This is a genomic window from Marivita sp. GX14005, assembly GCF_023370775.1.
GTDB lineage: Bacteria > Pseudomonadota > Alphaproteobacteria > Rhodobacterales > Rhodobacteraceae > Marivita.
The window spans coordinates 394,462-410,693 of record NZ_JAMCCQ010000002.1 but is presented as its reverse complement, the minus strand read 5'-3'; the positions used below and the strand labels follow the sequence as shown (position 1 = coordinate 410,693).

The following is a 16,232-nucleotide window of genomic DNA, read 5'->3' as shown; positions in this document are numbered from 1 at the left end:
CAGCCCTCCCTTATTTCTTCTTGCCGGCAATGGCCTTTGCGGGGCCCTTGCGCGTGCGTGCGTTGGTATGGGTGCGCTGTCCGCGAACCGGCAGGTTGCGGCGGTGACGCAGTCCGCGGTAGCAGCCGAGATCCATCAGGCGCTTGACGTTCATCTGCACTTCGCGGCGCAGATCGCCTTCGACGGTGTAGTTGGCGTCGATATGCTCACGAATGGCGAGCACTTCGGCATCGCTCAGTTCGTTCACACGGCGGGACTGGTCGATACCGGTCGCCTCGCAAATGTCCTTTGCCGAGGATTGACCGATGCCGGTGATATAGGTGAGGGCGATTGGAACACGTTTCCCAGTGGGAATGTTCACGCCAGCAATACGTGCCACGTAGGTCTTCCTTTTCGTTGCGGGTCCGTAACGCCAGACCCTTTTTTCACAACATGAAGCCCGGCGGTTATTCGCAACCTTCGGGCCCTAGCTGATCAGGTGATCCGCAAGCCGGGCGCGCCCCGCCTTGCGTATGATTCTCTTCAAGAGATGCGCGTGGATAGAGGCGATTGACCGGGGCGTCAAGGCCGATCATGCATCGCGGCCCGCAGCGCCCTCGCTAGCGTCCAGAACCCGAGCGATTGCCGCCCTGACCTCCGCGATCTCGCCCAGCCCGTTGACCGGGGCGAGCTGGCCCTTGGCGTAGTAATAGCCGATCAGCGGCGAGGTTTTCTTGTAATACTCCATCAAGCGCTGCTTGAGGCTTTCCTCGTTGTCATCGGCACGGCGGGTGAACTCGGTTCCGCCGCATTTGGCGCATTTGCCATCTTCGGGGATCGGCTTGGTCAGATCGTTATAGACCTCTCCGCAATTGGCACAGGTGGACCGGGCGGTAATCCGGGCGACGAGCGCATCGTCATCGACGCGCATCTCGATCACCGAATGGAGCGTTTCGCCCTCCTCGGCCAACAGATCGGCGAGCGCATCGACCTGCGCCAAGGTCCGGGGAAAGCCGTCGAAGATGAAGCCGCCTTTTTTCTCGCCTTCGAGTTTCTCGCGGATCAGGCCAATGACGATCTCATCCGTTACCAACTCGCCCCGCGCCATGACATCGGCCACGCGTTGGCCCATCTCGGTGCCGCTTTGCTTGGCCTCACGCAGCATGTCGCCGGTGGAAAGCTGAATCATATCCCGCTCTTCGCAAAGGATGCGGGCTTGCGTGCCCTTGCCCGCCCCCGGCGGTCCGAGAAGAATGATATTCATCGACGCGCCGGGCTCCGTTTCTTCTTGCCTTTTCCCTTCCCGCGGCCGCGCAGCTGCGACTTCTGGATCAAGCCCTCATACTGATGCGCGAGCAAGTGGCTTTGAACCTGCTGGATCGTGTCCATCGTGACCGACACGACAATCAGAACCGACGTGCCGCCGAAATAGAACGGAATGGCGAACTGGCCGCGCAGGATTTCAGGAAGCAGGCAAACCGCCGTCAGGTAGGCCGAGCCGAGCACCAGCACCCGGTTGACGACATATTCCAGATATTCGGCGGTTTTCTTGCCCGGACGGATCCCCGGCACGAAACCGTTCTGGTTCTTCAGGTTGTCCGCAACGTCCTCCACCTTGAACGACACGTTGAACGTGTAGAAATAGGCGAAGAACACGATCATCGCTCCGAAAAAGAGCAGGTATAGCGGTTGGCCGGGGCCGAAATAGGCCAGGATCGTCGACATCACCGGGCCGGTCTGCTGTCCGCTGAAGGTCGCGATCGTGGTCGGCAACAAAAGTAGCGACGAGGCGAAGATTGCCGGGATCACGCCCGACGGGTTGACCTTGACCGGCAGATGGCTGTTCTGCGCCTCGGCGATCTTCATGCCCATCTGGCGGCGCGGATATTGAATCGTAATCTTTCGTAGCGCCCGCTCCATGAAGACGACGAACATGATGACCGCTATGACCATCAGGATCACCCCAACGATCACCGCGGGGCTGATCGCACCCGAACGGCCCGACGCGAAGAACTGCGCCAGAGCGGCGGGCACTTCGGCGATGATGCCGACGAAAATGATAAGCGAGATGCCGTTGCCGACGCCGCGCGCGGTGATCTGTTCGCCAAGCCACATCAAGAACATGGTGCCGCCGACAAGGGTGATCACGCAGGAGGCACGGAAGAACCAGCCCGGATCGGTCACGAGATCGCCCGCCTCAAGGCTCACCGCAAGGCCGTAGGCCTGGAATGTTGCCAGCAGAACCGTGCCGTAGCGCGTGTATTGCGCGATCTTCTTGCGCCCTGCATCGCCCTCTTTCTTGAGCTGTTCGAGCGATGGCACCATCGACGCGAGAAGCTGCACGATGATCGAGGCCGAAATATAGGGCATGATGCCGAGCGCGAAGATGCCCATACGACCGAGCGCACCGCCGGTGAACATCGTCAGGATGCCGCCGATGCCCTGCTGGGCCTGTTCCATGAACTCCTGCAGGGCGATGCCGTCGATCCCCGGAACGGGGATGAAGGTGCCGATGCGGTAGACGATCAGAAGGCCGAGCGTGAACAGGATGCGGTTGCGCAGATCGGTTGCCTTGCCGAGCGCAGACCAGCTTGTGTTCGCGGCCATTTGTTCTGCTGCTGATACCATGCGGGTCTCTTTTATGATGAACGCCGCCATGAGCGGTCCGGCTCAGGCGGCGTTTGGAAAGCTCTCGCGGCTATGTAAGCGGCGCGCGCGCCGCTCACAACCGTTTATTCGGCTGCCTGCGCGCTTGTGACCGTCAGGGAACCGCCCGCCTTCTCGACCGCTTCGACAGCGGACTTGGATGCGCCGGTGACGGTGAGGTTCACCTTGGCCGAAAGATCGCCCTTGGCCAAAACGCGAATCCCGTCCAGCTTGCGCCGAACCGCGCCGGCCGCGATCAGTGCATCTTCGTCGATTGCATTGCCCGCATCGAGCTTGCCGGCATCGACGAATTTCTGGATCAAACCGAGGTTGATGACCGCGAAGGACTTGCGGTTCGGCTTGTTGAAGCCGCGCTTGGGCAGGCGCTGGTAGATCGGCATCTGGCCGCCTTCATAGCCCTTGATCGCTACGCCCGAGCGGGATTTCTGACCCTTGATACCACGGCCACCCATCTTGCCCACACCGGAGCCGGGCCCGCGCCCGACGCGCTTCTTGCGCTTGGTCGCGCCGGGGTTGTCGCGCAGTTCATTCAATTTCATGTCGCTTCTCCTTTGCCGGAAACACCCCCGAAGCGATACGGGGCGCACACGGCTTTTTTGATCGTGAATCGTGACGACTGAGGCCACCGGGGGCGTATAGAGCGTTGGCCGAACGGGATCAAGTGCAAGTGGGAAAAGCGCTTGCGAAATTCATACTTCGATCGGGCTTAAATCGGGTGAAGAGTCAAGGCGCGGCCAAAATGGCGATTGCTCCATAAGATCAAACACTGCGTCCGAGATGTAGGCCCAAAGCATAGCGATAGCGATGCAACTTACGATCATGTTAACAACTGCAACTGTTGCAATCATAAGCCAGCGCTGGCGCTGCGCGTCCGAACGGGTGAGGCCGCGGCAGGCGATTATAAACGACAACATCTGTGCCGGAAGCACGACAGGGAAGACCGCAAGCAACATTGCAACCTGACCTGCAGGTCGCGCGCCGACCTTGATGGCGAGGGCGCGCAAAACTGGCGGGAAATGTCGAACCCAAGCCACTGTGAAACCGACGTCAAGCCGCATGTTGCGCGCGGGCAGCCGCCGCATTTGCCTCCATCCATCGTTCAAACGCATCATGTTTCCGCGATGCGACCGACCATGCGTCAACGATCGACCATAGATTCACAATCCAGCCCAGCATTATACTCCACAGGAATATGCAACCGATCAGCATAAGAATACCCTTGCCGACTTGCCCATTATACATTTGCCCCACTCCAACGATAAGTAGAGATAGAAGTGCTGCAACCCACGGCGACTTGTCTACCGGCTTCTCTCCGATATACGCGGGTGCCGTGATCGTGTTCGTTACATTCACAACTTGAGCACCGCCACCGGCGGCAACTGACGGAGATTTCGGAGGCGATTGGGGCGATTCAGGAATGAAGAACCTTTTGAGCGAGCGCTCTTCGCTAGCTTGCAGCCATTTGTCCGGCCCACCCACTCTTTGCACCAGACTATCGAACTCGAATCGACCTTCTGCGGCTTGCTCCTTCAAGTCATGCCCTGAAAACGGGCCGTATACCTGACCGTTGATTTGAACATGCCACCGGGTATCCAGAGGATGGGGGATCTTCGCGCTTTCGGAGGTGACAAGCGTTGCATCGTCCGATCTGGAAGAGACAGGTGTGCGGTCGGTCATATACATACTCTCTCTACTCAGCTGTCAGGCATCAGAACGCGAACGCTTCGGATACCGGTCTTCGAAACGCTAGTTTACCAGCGAACAACCTACAATAGAATTGAGCTAATCCAAACCGACACCTGTGACCGTCATGCAATAGAAACGTATAGCGGGGTGAACTAAATGAAGTTACTCGTAAACACTTAGCCATACCACTCCCCCATTCTCACTTCGACATCACCCTCCACCATTTTCGCGAACTCGGCCGGATCCTGCGTTCCTCCATCGCGGCCGCGATAGTGGTAGGGATAGACGAAGGTCGGCGCGAAATCGGATACTGCGGACGCCGCGGCGGAGGCATCCATCGTGAAGGGCAAGTTCATGCAGACGAAGGCCAGATCGATATTTTCCAGCTCGCGCATCGCCGGGATATCCTCCGTATCGCCGGAGATGTAGACCCGAAAGCCTCCGAAATCGAGCACATAGCCGTTGTCGCGCCCTTCGGGATGGAATTGCAGGCGCCCTTCCGTCATGTTGTAGGCCGGGATCGCGTTGACGGTTATGCCATCCATGTCCATCTCATCGCCATTCGCCATCGCCGACGCACGTGAGGCCAGATCTTCGGGAAGCATGTCGAACACCGCTGGATTGGTGATCATCCGCGTCTGGTCAGTCATCACGGCGCCCAGCGTCTCGGCATTGTAGTGATCGCCATGCTCATGGGTGATCAGGATGAGATCCGGGGCCGGCAGATCGGAATATCGATCCGCCGCCCCGACGGGATCGACATAGATCGTGCCGGCGGGCGTTTGCATGACGAAGGACGCATGCTCCACCGGATGCACGAAGATTTCGCCCCCGTCGAAGGCAAAGCTGTCGGCACCCTCCGTTGCGGAGCGCACCCGGAAGGGCAGGAACGTGACCGCGCCGGCGGCGCCGGCGGATGCGATGAGAGTTCTGCGCGTGAAAGTCATGAAAAGCCTCCCTGTTGTCATTTCAGGAAGAAGCATAGCGCGCCGCGATCATCGCACAAGAAAGCGCCCCCCGAATTCTCGGAGGGCGCTTGAGGCCAGGCGGCGTTCGCGTCGACGCGAACGGGAGTTTCCGTTGACGGAAACTCAGCCCTTTTCTTCGATGATCTCGACCATATGCGAGACCTTGGCCACCATGCCGCGCACGGCGGGGGTGTCTTCGAGCTCGCGGGTGCGGTTCATCTTGTTCAGCCCAAGGCCAATCAGCGTCTGGCGCTGAATGGCGGGGCGACGGATCGGCGAGCCGACCTGCTTGACGACGATTGTCTTTGCCATGGTTTATGCCTCCTCGGACACGGGGGCCTGCTCGCCATCGGCGCGCGGGTGATCGTCGCGCTTGGGCAGGATATCGGCCACTTTCTTGCCGCGGCGCTGTGCGACGGAGCGGGGGCTGGCTTCGCGGCCCAGACCGTCCAGCGTGGCGCGGATCATGTTATAGGGATTCTGCGAGCCGATCGACTTGGCAACCACGTCCTGAACGCCAAGCATCTCGAAGACGGCCCGCATCGGACCACCCGCGATGATCCCGGTGCCGGTCGGTGCGGTGCGCATGGTGACGCGGCCCGCGCCATGACGGCCCTCGACATCGTGATGCAGGGTGCGGCCCTCTTTCAGCGGAACGCGCATCATCTTGCGCTTGGCCTGCTCGGTCGCCTTGCGGATCGCCTCGGGCACTTCCTTGGCCTTGCCCTTGCCGAAGCCGACACGGCCTTTCTGATCGCCCACGACGACAAGCGCGGCAAAGCCGAAACGCTTACCACCCTTGACGGTCTTAGACACCCGGTTGATCGCGACGAGGCGATCGGCGAATTCCGGGGTTTGCTCTTCGCGGTCGCGGCGATTGCCCCGACGGTTTTCACGTTCTGCCATGTTTTCAGGCATCCTTTGCTTCAAGGGCGCTCGGGCCCGGTTGTCCAATCCAGGTGAGCCTTGGCGCTCCCGGATCATCGGGAAGGACGAGCCTTCCGCAAATCATGCGCCGGGCCCAAGGCCCGGCACAGATTTCAGAGTTTCAAACCGCCTTCACGGGCCGCATCGGCAAGCGCCTTGACGCGGCCGTGGAAGAGGAACCCGCCACGGTCGAAATAGGCCTCTTCGATACCGGCCTTCTTGGCGCGCTCGGCGATCGCCGCGCCCACCTTGGTGGCCGCTTCGACGTCGTTCTTGCCGCCGGAAAGATCCTTTTCCATCGTCGAGGCCGATGCCAACGTCACGCCGTTCACATCGTCGATCAGCTGAACGCTGATGTTCTTGTTGGAACGGTGAACGCTCAGGCGCGGACGCCCGGCATTGACCTTGCGGAGCTTGTTCCGAACGCGCAGGCGGCGCTTCTGGAACAGATCACGTTTACTGTTTGCCATGTCCTTGCGTCCTTACTTCTTCTTGCCTTCCTTGCGGAAGATAAACTCGCCCTTGTAGCGAATGCCCTTGCCCTTGTAGGGCTCCGGCGGACGCCATTCGCGGATGTTGGCCGCGACCTGCCCGACCTGCTGGTAATCATGGCCTTCGACCACGATCTCGGTCTGCTTGGGCACGGTCACCGTCACACCTTCGGGGATCTGGAAATCGACATCATGGCTCAGGCCGAGGTTCAGTTTCAGGACATTGCCCTGAAGCTGCGCCCGGTAGCCGACGCCCTGGATTTCCAGTTCCTTCTTGAACGTGTCGGTCACGCCATGCACCAGGTTCGCCACCATCGTGCGGGACATGCCCCACTGCTGGCGTGCGCGCTTGGATTTGCCGCGCGGGTCAACCTTGATCACATTGTCCTCGACCGTGATGGTGACATCATCGGTCGCGGTGAAGCTTTGGGTGCCCTTGGGGCCCTTCACTTCGACGGTCTGGCCCGACACGGATGCAGAGACACCCGAGGGCAGCTCGACCGGTTTCTTGCCAATACGAGACATTAACCAGACCTCCTTAGAAGACGGTGCAAAGCACTTCGCCGCCAACATTCTGGCTGCGAGCGTTTGCATCTGTCATGACGCCCTTGGACGTGGACACGATGGACACGCCGAGACCCTGGCGGACCTGCGGGACATCCTTCACGCCGAGATACACGCGGCGGCCCGGCTTGGACACGCGCTTGATTTCGCGGATGACCGGGGTGCCGTCATAGTATTTCAGGCTGATTTCGAAAGCGGGGTGGCCCCGCTCGTCCTTGGTTTCCTCGTAACCGCGGATGTAACCTTCATCCGCCATCACGTCGAGCACACGCGCACGCAGCTTGGATGCGGGCGTCAACGTGGTCGACTTGCCGCGCATTTGGGCGTTGCGGATACGGGTGAGCATATCACCGACTGGATCGTTCATGCCAAACCCTCCTTACCAGCTCGACTTGACCATGCCGGGAGCCTTGCCATTGCTGGCAAGCTCGCGAAGCGCGATCCGGCTGACCTTGAGTTTACGGTAATAGGCATGCGGACGCCCGGTGAGCATGCAGCGGTTGTGCAGGCGCGAAGGCGCGCTGTTCCGCGGCAGTTTCGCAAGCTTCAGGCGCGCCTTGAAACGCTCTTCCATCGGCTTGCTTTCGTCATTCGCGATTTCCTTGAGCGATGCGCGCTTGTCGGCGTATTTCGCCACCAGCCGCTGCCGCTTCTTCTCGCGTTCGATCATTGCTTTCTTCGCCATGAATTCGGATCCCCTCAGGCGTTGAACGGCATGTTGAAATGCTTCAACAGCGCCTTGGCTTCCGCATCGGTCTTTGCGGTCGTCGTGATGATGATGTCCATCCCCCAAACCTCATCGACCTTGTCGAAGTCGATCTCGGGGAACACGATGTGCTCTTTCATGCCCATGGCAAAGTTGCCGCGGCCATCGAAGGACGGCTTCACACCGCGGAAGTCGCGGATGCGGGGCATCGCCACGGTGATCAGGCGATCGAGGAAATCATACATCCGGTCGCCGCGCAGCGTGACCTTGGCACCGAGCGGCATTTCCTCGCGAACGCGGAAGCCGGCGATGGATTTCTTCGCCTTGGTCGTCACGGCCTGCTGGCCGGCGATCTTGGTCAGATCCTCAACCGCCGATTTCGCCTTCTTGCTGTCTTTGACAGCTTCGGCACCGCAACCGATATTCAGCACGATCTTGTCGAGACGCGGGATCATCAGATCGTTCTTGTAGCCGAACTCTTCCTTCAGAGCGGGCTTGATCGTCTCCCGGAACGTCGTCTTCAGACGCGGGGTGTAGTTTGCAGCATCAAGCATCGATCACATCCCCTGTTGTCTTGGCATAACGGACCTTCTTGTCGCCTTCGACCTTGAAGCCGACGCGGGTCGGTTTGCCGTTCGCATCGATCAGCGCGAGATTGCTCAGATCGATCGGCATCGCCTTGGGTGTGCGGCCGCCCTGGCTCGTCTGGGACTGGCGCACATGGCGGATCGCCATGTTCACACCATCGACCACGGCCTTGCCCGCCTTGGGATCGACGGATGCGATGGTGCCTTCCTTGCCCCTGTCCTTGCCGGCGAGCACGACGACCTTGTCGCCTTTACGGAGTTTCGCAGCCATTACAGCACCTCCGGAGCAAGCGAGATGATCTTCATGAAGTTCTTGGCGCGCAGCTCGCGCACGACCGGTCCGAAGATACGCGTGCCGATGGGTTCACCCGAATTGTTCAGGATCACCGCGGCGTTGCGGTCGAAACGGATGGCTGTGCCGTCTTCACGGCGAACTTCCTTTGCGGTGCGCACGACGACGGCCTTGCGGACGTCCCCTTTTTTCACGCGACCGCGCGGGATGGCTTCCTTCACGGAAACGACGATGATGTCACCCACCGACGCGTATTTCCGCTTGGACCCACCCAGAACCTTGATGCACTGAACTCGGCGTGCGCCGGAGTTGTCAGCGACATCCAGATTGGTCTGCATCTGGATCATGTTTGGTCTCCCGACGTCCCGGACCGCTCTCTCAGAGGCATTGGCCCGGGGGTTTCGTAAATGCCGAAAGGCCGTTGCTTATTCAGCAACAACCTCCCAGCGTTTGGTCTTCGATTTCGGCGCACATTCCTGGATACGGACAACGTCGCCTACGGCGAATTTCTCGGCCTCGTCATGGGCGCGATATTTCTTCGACTTCCGGATCGTCTTCTGAAGAACCGGGTGCTTGAAGCGGCGCTCCACCGAAACAGTCACGGTCTGGGCGTTGGCTGTCGATGTGACGGTGCCTTGAAGAATACGTTTGGGCATCTTGCCGGCTCCTTACGCGTCGCTGGCCGCAGCGGCGGCCTTCTGGTTCAGCACGGTCTTGACCCGCGCAACATCCCGGCGCACCTGGCGAATGCGCGCGGTATTCTCAAGCTGGCTCGTGGCCTGCTGAAAACGGAGGTTGAACGCCTCCTTCTTCAGCGAGACAAGCTCGTCGCGGAGCTGGTCCGGCGTCTTGTCGTTCAGTTCCTTGGCGTTCATGTCGCCATTCCTTTCTATCAACATCACCGGCAGGCCCCGTCATTGGCGCGGGTCACCCTGATTCCCGGTGGAGGTGGATGAAGGGGGCGTATAGGCGGGATGGCGGCAGCGCGCAACCCATTTGTTCGCGCGGGCTCTCGCCAAGCCGAGCAACTCGTAATATGAGCGTTTCATGAGCACAATATCCTCCCTCTTCGTGACCCGCCTTTACCAAGCACCCCTGTCCGAACACGGACCAGGCATCGACACCGAAGAAATGGAAAACTCCTGTTTCGCGATCGCCGAAGATGACGAGGCTGGCCAGCAATGGTGCGAGGACAACGCCTATCCGGGCTATACGTCCTATGCCTCCCTCGCCGATCTGCCCTGGCGCTTCCCGATCTTCGCCGATCTGGTGCAATCGCTCGACGCGCATGTCGCCGCCTTCGCCGAGGATCTCGAGTTCGATCTCGATGGGCGCAAGCTCGTGCTGGAGGATCTCTGGATCAACATCCTGCCCGAAGGCGGCTACCATTCGGCCCATATCCACCCGCATTCGGTGATCTCGGGCACGACATATGTCGCCATGCCCGAAGGCGCCTCCGCGCTCAGGCTCGAAGACCCGCGCCACGCGATGATGATGGCCGCCCCGCCCCGCCGCAAGGACGCCCGCGAGGAGATGCGCAGCTTCATCTACCTCAAGCCGACGGTCGGCGATGTGCTGCTCTGGGAAAGCTGGCTGCGCCACGAGGTGGTGATGAACCAGTCCGAGGACGAGCGGGTTTCGGTGAGTTTCAATTATCGGTGGGAGTAGCTGCGGATTTTCGCTTTTTGGCGATGCGAGGTATTTCTCGTATGACGTAGGCGCACCGACGCGGCCGAGCGGACAGAACGCGCCGGGTGTGTGATGGAAACGTCCGAAAGGAAATGCCATGTCAGTCTTTGCCGACCCGGCGTCTCGGTCATATGCGCGCGTCGCTGGCGCGCTGTATTTGCTTATCGCGGTGTCCGGCGGCTTTGCGATCGCCTATGTGCCGTCGCAGCTCTACGTTCCGGGCGATCCGGCGGCGTCGGTGCAGTCCCTGATAGACGCACGACCGATGTTTCTCGCCGGGATTGGCGGCGATGTCACAATGATGCTTGCGGAACTGCTGATCACGCCGATGCTGTTTTTCATGTTCCGCGCCACCAATCCGACCCTGTCGCTTGCCGCCGCGCTGTCACGTCTGACCATGGTTACGACAATGGCGGTCATGCTGATCTTCTACGCCGCGATGCTACGCTTCGCCGACGGGGCATTCCTCACCGAATTCACAGAAGCACAACGGCTGCAACTGGCAAGCGCAATGCTCTACGCGCACGATTCCGGCGTCTGGGTCTGGCAGATTTTCTTTACCTTGCACCTTTGGCTTTTGGGCGCATTGATCCTGAAATCCGGATTATTTCCGCGCATATTGGGCGTCGGCTTAATTGTGGGGGGCGCCGGCTACATCCTGGATAGCGCGTTCGCCTTTGCCTACCCGAATGCCGTTGCCTTGGGTTACCTGCGCGCGGGGCTTCTGGGCATTGTCACATTGTCCGAGATCGGCTTTGCGCTTTGGCTGCTGCTAAAGGGGCGGTGCCAAACCCACGAGTAAGCCAGCCAGGATAGAAAAACCCCCGGCACTTTCGCGTCGGGGGCATTTCGTTTCGGTGGCCGGGCAGGCCGTTCGCCCGTTACCAGTCCTCGCGAACGACGACCCGTGTCTTGAGCGGAAGCTTCATTGCCGCAAGGCGCAGGGCTTCGCGGGCGATATCCTCGCCGACGCCGTCGATTTCGAACATCACGCGGCCCGGCTTGACCTTGGCGGCCCAGTAATCGACCGAACCCTTGCCTTTGCCCATACGGACTTCGGTGGGCTTGGACGAGACCGGCACGTCCGGGAAAATCCGGATCCAGACGCGGCCCTGACGCTTCATATGGCGTGTCATGGCGCGGCGTGCTGCCTCGATCTGGCGTGCTGTGACGCGCTCGGGCTGGGTGGCCTTGAGGCCGAAAGTGCCAAAGTTCAGATCAGAGCCGCCCTTGGCTTCGCCCTTGATCCGGCCCTTGAACATCTTGCGGAATTTAGTGCGTTTCGGTTGTAGCATCTCTCATTCCTTCCTAGCGACGGCCACCGGCGCCACGGGGGGCCGGACCATCCTGGAGTTCCTGGGCCTTGCGATCCCGCGCGGAGGGATCATGCTCCATGATCTCGCCCTTGAAGATCCAGACCTTGATTCCGATGATGCCGTAAGCGGTTTCCGCCTCGACATTGGCGTAATCGATATCGGCCCGCAGCGTGTGCAGCGGCACACGGCCCTCGCGATACCATTCGGTCCGCGCGATCTCGGCACCGCCGAGACGGCCCGCGACGTTCACGCGAATACCGAGCGCGCCCATGCGCATGGCGTTCTGAACCGCGCGCTTCATGGCGCGGCGGAACGACACCCGGCGTTCGAGCTGCTGGGCGATGTTTTCGCCGACGAGTTGCGCATCGAGTTCCGGCTTGCGCACCTCGACGATGTTGAGATGCAACTCGCTATCGGTCATCTTGCTCAGCTTCTTGCGCAGCGTTTCGATATCCGCGCCTTTCTTGCCGATGATGACGCCGGGGCGTGCGGTGTGGATCGTGACGCGGCACTTCTTGTGCGGACGCTCGATGATGACACGCGCGACACCGGCCTGCTTGCACTCTTCGTGGATGAACGCGCGAATGGCGATATCTTCCAGCAGAAGGTTGCCGTAATCCTTGGTGTCCGCATACCAGCGGCTGTCCCAGGTGCGGTTGACCTGAAGACGCATACCGATCGGGTTGGTTTTGTTACCCATTAGGCTTGCTCCTCGACTTGACGCACCTTGATGGTGATCTCCGAAAACGGCTTCATGATCTTGCCGAACCGGCCACGCGCCCGCGGACGGCCACGCTTCATCACGAGGTTCTTGCCCACATAGGCTTCAGCGACGATCAGTTCGTCCACGTCGAGCCCGTGGTTGTTCTCGGCATTGGCGATCGCGGACTGAAGGCATTTCTTCACATCCACCGCGATCCGCTTCTTGGAGAAGGTCAGATCGTTGAGCGCCTTGTCCACTTTCTTGCCGCGGATGAGACCGGCGACGAGGTTCAGTTTCTGCGGGCTGGTGCGCAGCATCCGCAGCTTCGCCATGGCTTCGTTGTCAGCCACGCGGCGGGGGTTCTTTTCCTGGCCCATGACTTACTTCCGCTTCGCTTTTTTGTCAGCCGCGTGACCGTAATAGGTGCGAGTCGGGGAGTATTCGCCGAACTTCTGACCGATCATGTCTTCGGTGACGTTGACAGGAACATGCTTCTGACCGTTGTAGACGCCAAACGTCAGGCCCACGAACTGGGGCAGGATCGTCGAGCGGCGCGACCAGATCTTGATGACTTCGTTGCGGCCGGATTCGCGCGACGCCTCTGCCTTCTTCAAGACATAGGAATCGACGAACGGGCCCTTCCATACAGAGCGCGACATGGTTTACCGCCCCTTCTTCTTGGCGTGACGCGAGCGGATGATCAGCTTTTGCGACGCCTTGTTGGTGTTGCGGGTGCGCTTGCCCTTCGTGGGCTTGCCCCATGGCGTGACCGGGTGGCGACCACCCGAGGTGCGGCCCTCACCACCACCATGCGGGTGGTCGATCGGGTTCATCACGACGCCGCGGACGCTCGGACGGATGCCCTTGTGACGCATGCGGCCGGCCTTGCCGTAATTCTGGTTGCTGTTGTCGGGGTTCGACACGGCACCGACGGTCGCCATGCATTCCTGGCGCACCATGCGAAGCTCGCCCGACGAAAGGCGGATCTGCGCATAGCCGCCATCGCGGCCGACGAATTGCGCATAGGTGCCTGCGGCGCGCGCGATCTGCCCGCCCTTGCCCGGCTTCAGCTCGATATTGTGAACGATCGTGCCGATGGGCATGCCCGAGAACGGCATCGCGTTGCCCGGCTTCACGTCGGCCTTGGCCGAAGCGACGATCCGGTCACCGATGGCCATGCGCTGCGGCGCCAGGATATAGGCCTGCTCGCCATCGTCATATTGCACCAGCGCGATGAACGCGGTCCGGTTGGGGTCATATTCGATGCGCGCGACGGTGGCGCCCACATCCATCTTGTTGCGTTTGAAGTCAACGATCCGGTAGAGCCGCTTCGCTCCACCACCGCGACGGCGCGATGTGATACGTCCGGTATTGTTCCGGCCACCCGACTTGGTCAAACCCTCTGTAAGGGATTTGACCGGACGGCCTTTCCAAAGCTCCGAACGGTCGATCAGCACCAGCCCGCGCTGGCCCGGCGTCGTCGGTTTATACGACTTGAGTGCCATGCTTTCTGTCTTCCGTATAGCAGACGGCGGGTCGCCCCGCCTATGTTCGGGCGGACGTATCCGCCTATGGTAAAGGGCCCCGAAGGTCCCCGGCTTTCGCAACAGCGAAGCCCCGGACGAATCCGGGGCTGCGCGGTTGGGGGTTCTTAGGCGGTGGGGGATGGGGCGTCAAGGGCCGCACATCGATTTAAGGCAGGGTCATCCTCGGGGCGAGCCCGAGGATGACGGTTTTTCATTTCCGCGCCCTCGAACCCCGAACAATCGGGCGCAGCATGCGCTTTCAGGGACACGGCCCTCCAACGCAAAAGCCCCCCGCCATCACTGGCGGGGGGCTTTCTCATTCTCACAATCCGGGCCTCGGCCCGACCCGATTAAAGACCGGTGGTCACGTCGATCGTGTTGCCCTCTTCGAGCGTCACGTAGGCTTTCTTGACGTCTTTGCGCTTGCCGAGGTTGCCCCGGAACCGCTTGACCTTGCCCTTGGTGATCGTCGTGTTGACCGCCTTGACCTTCACACCGAAGAGCGCCTCGACGGCGTCCTTGATCTGGGGTTTGGCCGCGTCGATCGACACTTCGAAAACCACTGCGCCATTCTCGGACGCCATCGTGGATTTCTCGGTGATGATCGGCTTGCGGATCACGTCGTAATGTTCTGCTTTCGCGCTCATTTCAACCGAGCCTCCAGTGCTTCGACACCCGCCTTCGTGAGCACGAGCGTGTCACGCTTGAGGATGTCATAGACATTTGCGCCCATCGACGGCAGCACATCGAGTCCCTCGATATTCGCTGCGGCGCGGGCGAAGTTCTCGTTCACCTCGGCCCCGTCGATGACCAGCGCGCGTTTCCAGCCCAGATCGCGCACCTGTTTGGCCAGCGATGCGGTCTTGCCGTCGGTGTCGATATTCTCGATCACGACGAGCGAGCCGTCCTTCACCTTCGCCGACAGCGCGTGCATGAGGCCCAGCTTGCGCACCTTCTTGGGCAGGTCATGCGCATGGCTGCGCGGAACCGGACCCTTGTAGATGCCACCCTTGCGGAAGATCGGCGCCGAGCGCGCGCCGTGGCGTGCGCCGCCGGTGCCCTTCTGGCGATAGATCTTCTTGGTCGAGTAGCTCACTTCGGACCGTGTCTTGACCTTGTGTGTGCCCTGCTGCGCCTTGTTGCGCTGCCAGCGAACCACACGGTGCAGGATGTCCGCACGCGGCTCGAGCCCGAAGATGTCGTCGCCGAGCTCGACCGACCCGGCCTTGCCGCCGTCCAGTTTGATCACGTCGAGTTTCATTCGTCGCTTTCCTTCTTCTCGGGCGTCTCGCCTGTCTCGACACCCTTTTCGGCGGCGATTTCGGCTTCGGCCTCTTTCAGCGCGGCTTCTTCCGCGGCGACCTGCTCGGCTGCTGCGGCTTCTGCTGCCGCGGCCTCTTCGGCGGCGGCCTGTGCTGCGGCTTCCTCGGCCAGGCGCTTGGCTTCGTCAGCCGCCGACCGCAACGCGGCGGGAAGGATGACGTTTTCCGGCACCGGCTTCTTCATGGCATCCTTGACGGTGACCCAGCCACCCTTGGAGCCGGGAACGGCGCCCTTGATCATGATGATGCCGCGTTCCGCGTCGGTCTTCACGACCTGAAGGTTCTGCGTCGTCACCTTCACCGCGCCCATGTGTCCGGCCATCTTCTTGCCCTTGAACACCTTGCCCGGATCCTGACACTGGCCGGTCGAGCCGTGCGAACGGTGCGAAATCGACACGCCGTGCGAGGCCCGCAGACCGCCGAAATTGTGCCGCTTCATGGCACCGGCGAACCCCTTACCGATCGAGGTGCCGGAAACGTCCACGAACTGACCCTCGAAATAGTGGTCGGCGGTAATTTCCTCGCCAACGTTGATCAGGTTCTCGGGCGCCACACGGAATTCCGCGACCTTGCGCTTGGGCTCCACATTCGCTGCGGAGAAGTGACCGCGCATTGCCTTGGACACGCGCTTTGCCTTGATCGATCCGGTGCCCAGCTGGACAGCGGAGTAACCATGCTTGTCGGCGGTGCGCTGCGCGACCACCTGAAGCTTGTCGAGTTGGAGGACGGTCACGGGAATCTGCTTTCCGTCTTCCATGAAGAGCCGGGTCATGCCGACCTTCTTTGCAATGATACCAGAGCGCATCGTT

The 16,232-nt window shown here is 60.8% G+C and carries 28 protein-coding genes; 2 read left to right on the top strand and 26 right to left on the bottom strand.

The annotated features are described in order from the left end of the window. Nucleotides 1–10: 10 nt before the first annotated feature. The 18 genes from rpsM to rpmC all read right to left on the bottom strand — a co-directional run bounded on the left by rpsM (nt 11) and on the right by rpmC (nt 9,742). On the bottom strand, nt 11–379 hold the full coding sequence (gene rpsM, locus M3465_RS08230; RefSeq protein WP_249501258.1) for a 30S ribosomal protein S13: 369 nt from the start codon (nt 377–379) through the stop codon (nt 11–13). Nucleotides 380–571: 192 nt separating this feature from the next. Then, nucleotides 572–1,243, bottom strand: coding sequence for an adenylate kinase (locus M3465_RS08225; protein ID WP_249501257.1), 672 nt, complete (start codon nt 1,241–1,243; stop codon nt 572–574). Further along, complete coding sequence (secY, locus tag M3465_RS08220; protein ID WP_249501256.1) at nt 1,240–2,607, bottom strand: preprotein translocase subunit SecY; 1,368 nt, start codon at nt 2,605–2,607, stop codon at nt 1,240–1,242. The genes M3465_RS08225 and secY overlap by 4 nt, the downstream gene beginning before the upstream one ends. 104 nt (nt 2,608–2,711) lie before the next feature. After that, complete coding sequence (gene rplO / locus M3465_RS08215; RefSeq protein WP_249501255.1) at nt 2,712–3,185, bottom strand: 50S ribosomal protein L15; 474 nt, start codon at nt 3,183–3,185, stop codon at nt 2,712–2,714. 150 nt (nt 3,186–3,335) lie between these two features. Beyond that, nucleotides 3,336–3,704, bottom strand: coding sequence for a hypothetical protein (locus M3465_RS08210; RefSeq protein ID WP_249501254.1), 369 nt, complete (start codon nt 3,702–3,704; stop codon nt 3,336–3,338). Beyond that, on the bottom strand, nt 3,694–4,323 hold the full coding sequence (locus M3465_RS08205) for a DUF4339 domain-containing protein (protein ID WP_249501253.1): 630 nt from the start codon (nt 4,321–4,323) through the stop codon (nt 3,694–3,696). Before M3465_RS08205 ends, M3465_RS08210 begins: the two co-directional genes overlap by 11 nt. A gap of 185 nt (nt 4,324–4,508) precedes the next feature. Next, complete coding sequence (locus M3465_RS08200) at nt 4,509–5,279, bottom strand: MBL fold metallo-hydrolase (RefSeq protein WP_249501252.1); 771 nt, start codon at nt 5,277–5,279, stop codon at nt 4,509–4,511. A gap of 144 nt (nt 5,280–5,423) precedes the next feature. Next, nucleotides 5,424–5,612 carry a 50S ribosomal protein L30 gene (gene rpmD, locus M3465_RS08195; RefSeq protein WP_249501251.1) on the bottom strand — a complete coding sequence of 63 codons (189 nt, stop codon included), beginning with the start codon at nt 5,610–5,612 and terminating at the stop codon, nt 5,424–5,426. Between the two features lie 3 nt (nt 5,613–5,615). Beyond that, nucleotides 5,616–6,206, bottom strand: a complete 591-nt coding sequence (rpsE, locus tag M3465_RS08190; protein ID WP_249501250.1) for a 30S ribosomal protein S5 — start codon at nt 6,204–6,206, stop codon at nt 5,616–5,618. Nucleotides 6,207–6,340: 134 nt separating this feature from the next. Further along, entirely contained in the window at nt 6,341–6,697 is a 357-nt protein-coding gene (rplR, locus tag M3465_RS08185; protein WP_249501249.1) for a 50S ribosomal protein L18, read from the bottom strand. 12 nt (nt 6,698–6,709) lie between these two features. Next, entirely contained in the window at nt 6,710–7,243 is a 534-nt protein-coding gene (gene rplF, locus M3465_RS08180; RefSeq protein WP_249501248.1) for a 50S ribosomal protein L6, read from the bottom strand. A 13-nt stretch (nt 7,244–7,256) separates the two neighbouring features. Further along, entirely contained in the window at nt 7,257–7,649 is a 393-nt protein-coding gene (rpsH, locus tag M3465_RS08175) for a 30S ribosomal protein S8 (protein WP_249501247.1), read from the bottom strand. Between the two features lie 12 nt (nt 7,650–7,661). Continuing rightward, on the bottom strand, nt 7,662–7,967 hold the full coding sequence (rpsN, locus tag M3465_RS08170) for a 30S ribosomal protein S14 (protein ID WP_249501246.1): 306 nt from the start codon (nt 7,965–7,967) through the stop codon (nt 7,662–7,664). A gap of 14 nt (nt 7,968–7,981) precedes the next feature. Beyond that, entirely contained in the window at nt 7,982–8,542 is a 561-nt protein-coding gene (gene rplE, locus M3465_RS08165; RefSeq protein ID WP_249501245.1) for a 50S ribosomal protein L5, read from the bottom strand. Continuing rightward, nucleotides 8,535–8,846, bottom strand: a complete 312-nt coding sequence (gene rplX / locus M3465_RS08160) for a 50S ribosomal protein L24 (protein WP_249501244.1) — start codon at nt 8,844–8,846, stop codon at nt 8,535–8,537. Before rplX ends, rplE begins: the two co-directional genes overlap by 8 nt. Then, on the bottom strand, nt 8,846–9,214 hold the full coding sequence (rplN, locus tag M3465_RS08155; protein WP_116133200.1) for a 50S ribosomal protein L14: 369 nt from the start codon (nt 9,212–9,214) through the stop codon (nt 8,846–8,848). The genes rplX and rplN overlap by 1 nt, the downstream gene beginning before the upstream one ends. A gap of 78 nt (nt 9,215–9,292) precedes the next feature. Next, a complete protein-coding gene (gene rpsQ, locus M3465_RS08150; protein ID WP_249501243.1) occupies nt 9,293–9,523 on the bottom strand; it encodes a 30S ribosomal protein S17 in 231 nt (76 codons plus the stop codon). Between the two features lie 12 nt (nt 9,524–9,535). Continuing rightward, nucleotides 9,536–9,742 carry a 50S ribosomal protein L29 gene (gene rpmC, locus M3465_RS08145; RefSeq protein ID WP_249501242.1) on the bottom strand — a complete coding sequence of 69 codons (207 nt, stop codon included), beginning with the start codon at nt 9,740–9,742 and terminating at the stop codon, nt 9,536–9,538. Between the two features lie 172 nt (nt 9,743–9,914). On the opposite strand from rpmC, the gene M3465_RS08140 reads away from it, so the two are divergent. Further along, complete coding sequence (locus M3465_RS08140; RefSeq protein WP_249501241.1) at nt 9,915–10,535, top strand: 2OG-Fe(II) oxygenase family protein; 621 nt, start codon at nt 9,915–9,917, stop codon at nt 10,533–10,535. Between the two features lie 118 nt (nt 10,536–10,653). Beyond that, nucleotides 10,654–11,358 (top strand): DUF4386 domain-containing protein, encoded by a 705-nt coding sequence (locus tag M3465_RS08135; RefSeq protein WP_249501240.1) that lies wholly within the window; start codon nt 10,654–10,656, stop codon nt 11,356–11,358. 79 nt (nt 11,359–11,437) lie between these two features. On the opposite strand, the gene rplP is transcribed toward M3465_RS08135, so the two are convergent. The 8 genes from rplP to rplC form a co-directional block, all read right to left on the bottom strand. Next, complete coding sequence (rplP, locus tag M3465_RS08130) at nt 11,438–11,851, bottom strand: 50S ribosomal protein L16 (RefSeq protein WP_249501239.1); 414 nt, start codon at nt 11,849–11,851, stop codon at nt 11,438–11,440. A 13-nt stretch (nt 11,852–11,864) separates the two neighbouring features. Continuing rightward, the gene (gene rpsC / locus M3465_RS08125) at nt 11,865–12,572 is read right to left on the bottom strand and encodes a 30S ribosomal protein S3 (RefSeq protein WP_249501238.1); all 708 of its coding nucleotides are present in this window, start codon (nt 12,570–12,572) and stop codon (nt 11,865–11,867) included. After that, a complete protein-coding gene (rplV, locus tag M3465_RS08120) occupies nt 12,572–12,952 on the bottom strand; it encodes a 50S ribosomal protein L22 (RefSeq protein ID WP_249501237.1) in 381 nt (126 codons plus the stop codon). Before rplV ends, rpsC begins: the two co-directional genes overlap by 1 nt. A gap of 3 nt (nt 12,953–12,955) precedes the next feature. Continuing rightward, nucleotides 12,956–13,234 carry a 30S ribosomal protein S19 gene (gene rpsS, locus M3465_RS08115; RefSeq protein ID WP_249501236.1) on the bottom strand — a complete coding sequence of 93 codons (279 nt, stop codon included), beginning with the start codon at nt 13,232–13,234 and terminating at the stop codon, nt 12,956–12,958. A gap of 3 nt (nt 13,235–13,237) precedes the next feature. Further along, nucleotides 13,238–14,080: a 50S ribosomal protein L2 gene (gene rplB / locus M3465_RS08110; protein ID WP_249501235.1), complete on the bottom strand. Its 843-nt coding sequence runs from the start codon at nt 14,078–14,080 to the stop codon at nt 13,238–13,240. A gap of 371 nt (nt 14,081–14,451) precedes the next feature. Then, nucleotides 14,452–14,748: a 50S ribosomal protein L23 gene (locus M3465_RS08105; protein ID WP_249501234.1), complete on the bottom strand. Its 297-nt coding sequence runs from the start codon at nt 14,746–14,748 to the stop codon at nt 14,452–14,454. Beyond that, nucleotides 14,745–15,362: a 50S ribosomal protein L4 gene (gene rplD, locus M3465_RS08100; RefSeq protein WP_249501233.1), complete on the bottom strand. Its 618-nt coding sequence runs from the start codon at nt 15,360–15,362 to the stop codon at nt 14,745–14,747. Before rplD ends, M3465_RS08105 begins: the two co-directional genes overlap by 4 nt. Next, nucleotides 15,359–16,228, bottom strand: a complete 870-nt coding sequence (gene rplC, locus M3465_RS08095; RefSeq protein WP_249501232.1) for a 50S ribosomal protein L3 — start codon at nt 16,226–16,228, stop codon at nt 15,359–15,361. The genes rplD and rplC overlap by 4 nt, the downstream gene beginning before the upstream one ends. Nucleotides 16,229–16,232 lie beyond the last annotated feature (4 nt).

Bases quoted from the DNA above. Each gene is read 5' to 3' on its own strand.
- rplX (WP_249501244.1), bottom strand. From the start codon at position 8,846: ATGGCTGCGAAACTCCGTAAAGGCGACAAGGTCGTCGTGCTCGCCGGC.
- rpmD (WP_249501251.1), bottom strand. From the start codon at position 5,612: ATGGCAAAGACAATCGTCGTCAAGCAGGTCGGCTCGCCGATCCGTCGC.
- rplE (WP_249501245.1), bottom strand. From the start codon at position 8,542: ATGCTTGATGCTGCAAACTACACCCCGCGTCTGAAGACGACGTTCCGG.
- rplN (WP_116133200.1), bottom strand. From the start codon at position 9,214: ATGATCCAGATGCAGACCAATCTGGATGTCGCTGACAACTCCGGCGCA.
- rplC (WP_249501232.1), bottom strand. From the start codon at position 16,228: ATGCGCTCTGGTATCATTGCAAAGAAGGTCGGCATGACCCGGCTCTTC.
- M3465_RS08225 (WP_249501257.1), bottom strand. From the start codon at position 1,243: ATGAATATCATTCTTCTCGGACCGCCGGGGGCGGGCAAGGGCACGCAA.
- rpsN (WP_249501246.1), bottom strand. From the start codon at position 7,967: ATGGCGAAGAAAGCAATGATCGAACGCGAGAAGAAGCGGCAGCGGCTG.
- rpsE (WP_249501250.1), bottom strand. From the start codon at position 6,206: ATGGCAGAACGTGAAAACCGTCGGGGCAATCGCCGCGACCGCGAAGAG.
- rplB (WP_249501235.1), bottom strand. From the start codon at position 14,080: ATGGCACTCAAGTCGTATAAACCGACGACGCCGGGCCAGCGCGGGCTG.
- rpsH (WP_249501247.1), bottom strand. From the start codon at position 7,649: ATGAACGATCCAGTCGGTGATATGCTCACCCGTATCCGCAACGCCCAA.
- rpmC (WP_249501242.1), bottom strand. From the start codon at position 9,742: ATGAACGCCAAGGAACTGAACGACAAGACGCCGGACCAGCTCCGCGAC.
- rpsC (WP_249501238.1), bottom strand. From the start codon at position 12,572: ATGGGTAACAAAACCAACCCGATCGGTATGCGTCTTCAGGTCAACCGC.
- M3465_RS08135 (WP_249501240.1), top strand. From the start codon at position 10,654: ATGTCAGTCTTTGCCGACCCGGCGTCTCGGTCATATGCGCGCGTCGCT.
- secY (WP_249501256.1), bottom strand. From the start codon at position 2,607: ATGGTATCAGCAGCAGAACAAATGGCCGCGAACACAAGCTGGTCTGCG.
- rplV (WP_249501237.1), bottom strand. From the start codon at position 12,952: ATGGGCCAGGAAAAGAACCCCCGCCGCGTGGCTGACAACGAAGCCATG.
- M3465_RS08200 (WP_249501252.1), bottom strand. From the start codon at position 5,279: ATGACTTTCACGCGCAGAACTCTCATCGCATCCGCCGGCGCCGCCGGC.
- M3465_RS08140 (WP_249501241.1), top strand. From the start codon at position 9,915: ATGAGCACAATATCCTCCCTCTTCGTGACCCGCCTTTACCAAGCACCC.
- rplF (WP_249501248.1), bottom strand. From the start codon at position 7,243: ATGTCTCGTATTGGCAAGAAACCGGTCGAGCTGCCCTCGGGTGTCTCT.
- rplO (WP_249501255.1), bottom strand. From the start codon at position 3,185: ATGAAATTGAATGAACTGCGCGACAACCCCGGCGCGACCAAGCGCAAG.
- M3465_RS08210 (WP_249501254.1), bottom strand. From the start codon at position 3,704: ATGCGGCTTGACGTCGGTTTCACAGTGGCTTGGGTTCGACATTTCCCG.
- M3465_RS08105 (WP_249501234.1), bottom strand. From the start codon at position 14,748: ATGAGCGCGAAAGCAGAACATTACGACGTGATCCGCAAGCCGATCATC.
- rpsS (WP_249501236.1), bottom strand. From the start codon at position 13,234: ATGTCGCGCTCTGTATGGAAGGGCCCGTTCGTCGATTCCTATGTCTTG.
- M3465_RS08205 (WP_249501253.1), bottom strand. From the start codon at position 4,323: ATGACCGACCGCACACCTGTCTCTTCCAGATCGGACGATGCAACGCTT.
- rplD (WP_249501233.1), bottom strand. From the start codon at position 15,362: ATGAAACTCGACGTGATCAAACTGGACGGCGGCAAGGCCGGGTCGGTC.
- rplP (WP_249501239.1), bottom strand. From the start codon at position 11,851: ATGCTACAACCGAAACGCACTAAATTCCGCAAGATGTTCAAGGGCCGG.
- rplR (WP_249501249.1), bottom strand. From the start codon at position 6,697: ATGGCAAACAGTAAACGTGATCTGTTCCAGAAGCGCCGCCTGCGCGTT.
- rpsQ (WP_249501243.1), bottom strand. From the start codon at position 9,523: ATGCCCAAACGTATTCTTCAAGGCACCGTCACATCGACAGCCAACGCC.